Origin of the sequence: Mucilaginibacter sp. (genome assembly GCF_028288105.1) — a bacterium.
In the GTDB taxonomy this organism is placed as follows: Bacteria; Bacteroidota; Bacteroidia; order Sphingobacteriales; family Sphingobacteriaceae; genus Mucilaginibacter.
Genome location: NZ_JAQBOI010000221.1, coordinates 1 through 4980 on the forward strand (window position 1 = coordinate 1; position 4980 = coordinate 4980).

Genomic DNA, 4980 nt, shown 5'->3' on the forward strand with positions numbered 1-4980 from the left:
GCGTGGAAGGTGATGATCTGCGCATCGGCAGGTAAGTATTTTTCAAAAATGGCAATCTCGGGATGTTTAACAGATGTTTGCCCGGCCACAATAGCACCGTACTTAGTTGCAGGGCCGTATTGGGCCACCACCTGTTCCAGCTTATCCGCCTCAACCGAATAAATGATAAGATCGCTTACACGCGATACATCTTTACCATCATCCATCAGGGTAATCCCTAATGGGTTAAGTTCATCCTCTAAACGTTCGCGGTTAACGGGCATATCACAACCGCAAACAGTATAACCCGCTTTTGAAAAAGCTTTGGCGTACAATTTGCCCATATCACCCAAACCTATAATACCTATGCGCATAGTATAAATTAAAAAGGCTAATATATGCTTTTGATAATTACACGCTATTATTATATCTAATTAACAAATTTTAATGCTTTTAAAGTGGCTATTGTAAAGATGATATTGACGTTTGCATTAATCTAAACAATATTTACAAACTTTTAATTAAATTACTACGTTTAAGTGGAGTAATGGTTTAGTTAATAAAGACCTTAACCTCCCCCCGAACTTAATATTTATATGATGAAGCTTTTTAAATTACGAACACTTACTTTAGTATTGCTTATTTTAGGTAATGCAGGCTTTAGTTATGCTCAAGATTCAACAAAAAAAACTACTACGGTAAAAACTACCGCTGTAAAACCAAATCCGTCTGTTACAAAACCAACTTCATATAAAAAACCTGTTACACCTGCAGTACAAACACCCAGCAATACTGCAACTTCACCTATTACACCTGTACAACAACGCCCGGTTGCCCCTGCTGCACCGGTAGATAAAAGCTTACGTGGCCAATATCAATACCTGTTAACTAAAGTCTACAATTATCAGCAGCCATTGGTAGCGGCACTATTTAAAAACTATAACGATACACTTAAGTTAACGCGCAAGCAATTGGCCGACGCCCGTGCTACACTTGCAGTACAAACTAAAACTATTGACACGTTAAAAGCATCGTCGGCCACAAAAGACCAAAGCCTTGCTGAGTCAAAAGCGAAAGTTGACGAAGTAAACCTGTTAGGGGTGCCACTTTCTAAATCTACCTACAATTTAATAATGTGGGGATTGGTGATAGGTTTTGGCGTAATAGCTGCAATAGTAATAGCCCGATCTGGCAGCCACAGCCGCGAGGCTCATTACCGTATTAAGCTTTATAACGAACTGGAAGAAGAATACAAGGCCTACAAAACCAAAGCCAACGAAAAGGAAAAGAAACTTGCCCGCGAACTGCAAACCGAACGTAATAAACTGGATGAGCTAACCGGGAATGGGTAACTTTTGATATGAACGCCTATCTTTTTGGATGGAACCCTATTAAATTTAAATGGGAAAATATTGATGCCGATATTAAAAAGCTTAAAGCAACCGGCGAACTAATTGATAACTGGAGTGTTGCCAGCCATAAAACTATCCGCCCCGGTGACAGGGCCTATATTGTACGGCTTGGGGTAGACCCGAAAGGGATTTTCGCGTCGGGTACAATCGAGGCTGAGCCTTATCTGGCATCACGCAAAGGGCGGATCTATCACCGCATTAACATCAGTATTGATGTATTGCTAAATCCTGATAAAGAGCGCATACTCACTTTTGATATTTTAAAAACCGGTAACCTTGCCGAACAAACCTGGTCGCCACAAGCCTCCGGCATATCTATAAGGCCGCATTTGGTTGATGAACTGGAAGGTGTTTGGCTTGATTTTTTAGCGAATAAGGAGGAATACTAATGGCTACCATAACACCTATACTCCGGATATTTGATTATGATAAAGCCGTTGAGTTTTACATAAACTGGCTTGGCTTTAAGATTGATTGGGAATACAAGCCCGGCAATGCCCCCATATACATGCAAATATCCTTGCAGGATATGCAGTTGCACCTTTCTGAACATCATGGCGATGCCAGTCCCGGCTCGCATATCCGAATCGAAAACTTTGTTGGTTTAGAATTATACCATCAGCAATTGCTGAACAAGGAGTACAAATATAACCGCCCGGGTTTGGAAATACCCGAGTGGAATAAAAATGCTATCGAAACTACGGTTTACGATCCTTTTGGCAACCGTTTAACATTCGCCGAAACTTTTGCCTGATCATTAGTCGCAAACGCCCCCTTAACTTGTCGTATTTACACATTTGCGATATCAGTATACGACCGTACTTTTGGATGAACAAATAAACACAACAACTATGGCAACTCAAATTTTTGTAAACCTTCACGTTAAAGACCTTAATAAGTCGGTAGCGTTTTTCACCCAACTTGGTTATACTTTTAACCCGCAGTTTACCGATGAAAATGCAACCTGCATGATCATCAGCGATACCATTTACGTAATGTTACTGGTAGAACCTTTCTTCCAGAGCTTTACTAAAAAGGACATTGTGGATACCAGCAAAGCGCAGGAATGCACCATAGCTCTATCTATGGAAAGTAAAGAAGCGGTTGATGATATAGTGAACAAAGCCATTGCAGCCGGTAGCGTAATACCTAAACCAGAACAGGATTACGGATGGATGTACCAGCACAGCTTTGAAGACCTTGATGGCCACCTTTGGGAATACGTTTGGATGGATCCGGCTGGGCCGCCGCAACAATAAGGGGTAATAATTAATATGTAATTGATTTTCCTGAGATATGCCAAACATGTCCGGCATTAAATCAATGATAAAAGCCATCAATTAAATAATTGATGGCTTTTATCATTCAAAAAACCTATTGTATTGCCGGAGTATAACTGTAAATTTATATTCCGTTTAAACCAATTATGACCAAACGTTTAATAGTACTCATCTCACTGTCGATATGCATTTTCGGATGTAAAAAAGATCGCCCTTCAATAACAACAGCGCCCGATGTTGGCTCTTTAAAAATTAGTTTAGTTAGCGGCAAAGATCAATCAGCATTCACTGGGGTCGATTTAAAAGACAGTGTAGCAGTAAAAGTGAGTACCGATGGCAGCCCTGCAAAAAATATCATTGTTGAGTTTAGGGTTTCGGGTTGTAACAATGAGTTTATTGTTCAGAAGCAAACAAATGCCGATGGTATCAGCAAATATATGTGGCAAATGGCAGCTGATGAGGGGGAGCAACGCCTCAGTGCAGTTGTAATAAATAAAGGCAAGCGCATTGATTCTATTACGGTAACGGCAACTGCATTAAAAAATCCTATCAACAATGTGACATCAGCCTGCACACCGCCAAATGCATTACCTTTAGACATCCGCCAGTTATCAACCGGAAGGTTGCTCGCATGCTTCTCGGGGCAAAATGCTATTAGATATTCTGACAATATCGTGGTTACCATTAAAAGGCCTTGGGTCTAAATACTACGTTACGGCAATAGTAACCACCCCTACAGACGAGATATTTGCGGCAACTAATGGCAACGGATTGTTATACTCAAAAGACGAGGGTGCTACATGGGAAGACGTTTCTCCAATTGGTTTCGACAAGCGAGATTTCCCAACCGATATTGTTTACACTAAAAATGGCAAGCTAATAATTACCGGGCAAAAAGCCAGTGTATTCATATCTGCTGATAAAGGTAAAACCTGGGTGGTTTCAAAAAGTGGCCTGCCCGTAAACCTACGCTGTAATTTCCCTATCGAGCTTAATAATGGCGACCTATATGTGATGGATTTTTTATCATCATTATATAAATCGGTTGATGGGGGCGTTACCTGGGTTGAAGAACCAAAAGTGCGGGAGTTAGAAGCCATATGCACAGATAAAAACGGATGGATGTATAAGTGCACATTTGTAAATGCCGACCCATCTGGCCAGGCAGCAAGTAACATCGTTGTATCCAAAGACAACGGCAAAACTTTTATGCCTTATGCAAAGGTTAATAGTTTTGTATATGTGATGAAGGCCGAAGACGACGGTAACATATATTATTTTGACAGCTTTGGGGGGCCAAGCTTAATACGACGTTTTATAAATGGCAATTTTTCGCAAGGCATTGCCAATAATGGCACCATAGCAACCTTTAATTTGATAGGGAGCGCGTCTGAAAGAAACTGGTATTTACTTATACCACAGCATGCGTTCTTCTATTTTTCCGGCAATCACATTATGCGGGGCCCTAACATTTAACTAAAAAAGCCATCCTTTTTCAAGAATGGCTTTTTTTATAGATCTTCCGGTACAGTTATACTTTGATCTCAACTTCAACACCGCTTGGCAATTCAAGCTTCATTAGCGCATCTACAGTTTTTGAGTTTGAACTGTAGATATCCAATAAACGTTTGTAAGAACATAATTGGAATTGCTCGCGTGCTTTCTTGTTTACGTGTGGTGAACGCAAAACAGTGAAAATTTTCTTTTCGGTTGGTAACGGAAGCGGTCCGCTAACTACAGCGCCTGTTGGCTTTACTGTTTTTACGATCTTTTCGGCTGACTTGTCAACCAAATTGTAATCGTAAGATTTTAATTTGATTCTGATTCTTTGGCTCATTTTGTTTGTTTTAATGGCTATCCTAAGAGCTATTTATTAGGCTTAACCGGGTTTTAATTTATGTGCAGACGTGCGGATATGCAAATGTGCGGATGATATTTGCATATCTGCACATCTGCATATCTTCACATCAATTAGTTATTTCCAGCAGCTTTTCTGCCTTTTGCTTTAGCAACAATTTCGTCCTGTACGTTACGCGGCGCTTCAGCATAGTGATCAAACTCCATGGTTGAAGTAGCACGGCCAGATGTAATGGTACGTAACTGGGTTACATAACCAAACATTTCTGAAAGTGGTACAGTTGCTTTAATTACTTGTGCACCTGCACGGCTATCCATACCCAAAAGCTGGCCACGACGACGGTTCATGTCACCAATAACGTCACCCATGTTTTCTTCAGGGGTTAAGATCTCAATTTTCATGATCGGCTCTAACAATACCGGTTTACAACGTGGCAATGCCTCGCGATAAG

At 40.7% G+C, this 4980-nt stretch carries 8 protein-coding genes and 1 pseudogene; 6 read left to right on the top strand and 3 right to left on the bottom strand.

Translation table 11 applies throughout. The features are described from left to right. Nucleotides 1-353: NAD(P)-binding domain-containing protein (locus JWQ85_RS15040; protein ID WP_299469391.1), on the bottom strand; the 353-nt coding region annotated here is incomplete at its 3' end. A gap of 222 nt (nt 354-575) precedes the next feature. On the opposite strand from JWQ85_RS15040, the gene JWQ85_RS15045 reads away from it, so the two are divergent. The 6 genes from JWQ85_RS15045 (at nt 576) to JWQ85_RS15070 (ending at nt 4147) form a co-directional block, all read left to right on the top strand. Further along, nucleotides 576-1331, top strand: coding sequence for a hypothetical protein (locus tag JWQ85_RS15045; protein WP_299469393.1), 756 nt, complete (start codon nt 576-578; stop codon nt 1329-1331). Between the two features lie 8 nt (nt 1332-1339). Continuing rightward, nucleotides 1340-1780, top strand: coding sequence for a hypothetical protein (locus JWQ85_RS15050; protein ID WP_299469394.1), 441 nt, complete (start codon nt 1340-1342; stop codon nt 1778-1780). Beyond that, the gene (locus tag JWQ85_RS15055) at nt 1780-2145 is read left to right on the top strand and encodes a glyoxalase superfamily protein (RefSeq protein WP_299469396.1); all 366 of its coding nucleotides are present in this window, start codon (nt 1780-1782) and stop codon (nt 2143-2145) included. Before JWQ85_RS15050 ends, JWQ85_RS15055 begins: the two co-directional genes overlap by 1 nt. 97 nt (nt 2146-2242) lie before the next feature. Further along, nucleotides 2243-2650 (top strand): VOC family protein, encoded by a 408-nt coding sequence (locus tag JWQ85_RS15060; protein ID WP_299469398.1) that lies wholly within the window; start codon nt 2243-2245, stop codon nt 2648-2650. Between the two features lie 167 nt (nt 2651-2817). Beyond that, on the top strand, nt 2818-3375 hold the full coding sequence (locus JWQ85_RS15065) for a hypothetical protein (RefSeq protein ID WP_299469400.1): 558 nt from the start codon (nt 2818-2820) through the stop codon (nt 3373-3375). Further along, nucleotides 3320-4147, top strand: a complete 828-nt coding sequence (locus tag JWQ85_RS15070; protein WP_299469402.1) for a sialidase family protein — start codon at nt 3320-3322, stop codon at nt 4145-4147. The genes JWQ85_RS15065 and JWQ85_RS15070 overlap by 56 nt, the downstream gene beginning before the upstream one ends. A gap of 55 nt (nt 4148-4202) precedes the next feature. Here JWQ85_RS15070 and rpsJ read toward each other — a convergent pair whose 3' ends face one another. Further along, complete coding sequence (gene rpsJ / locus JWQ85_RS15075) at nt 4203-4508, bottom strand: 30S ribosomal protein S10 (RefSeq protein WP_022830652.1); 306 nt, start codon at nt 4506-4508, stop codon at nt 4203-4205. 134 nt (nt 4509-4642) lie between these two features. Next, nucleotides 4643-4980: pseudogene (gene fusA, locus JWQ85_RS15080) on the bottom strand (elongation factor G); the annotation flags it as partial.

Coding starts and splice junctions, on each gene's coding strand:
- JWQ85_RS15045 (WP_299469393.1), top strand. CDS start 576: ATGATGAAGCTTTTTAAATTACGAACACTTACTTTAGTATTGCTTATT.
- JWQ85_RS15050 (WP_299469394.1), top strand. CDS start 1,340: ATGAACGCCTATCTTTTTGGATGGAACCCTATTAAATTTAAATGGGAA.
- JWQ85_RS15055 (WP_299469396.1), top strand. CDS start 1,780: ATGGCTACCATAACACCTATACTCCGGATATTTGATTATGATAAAGCC.
- JWQ85_RS15060 (WP_299469398.1), top strand. CDS start 2,243: ATGGCAACTCAAATTTTTGTAAACCTTCACGTTAAAGACCTTAATAAG.
- JWQ85_RS15065 (WP_299469400.1), top strand. CDS start 2,818: ATGACCAAACGTTTAATAGTACTCATCTCACTGTCGATATGCATTTTC.
- JWQ85_RS15070 (WP_299469402.1), top strand. CDS start 3,320: ATGCTATTAGATATTCTGACAATATCGTGGTTACCATTAAAAGGCCTT.
- rpsJ (WP_022830652.1), bottom strand. CDS start 4,508: ATGAGCCAAAGAATCAGAATCAAATTAAAATCTTACGATTACAATTTG.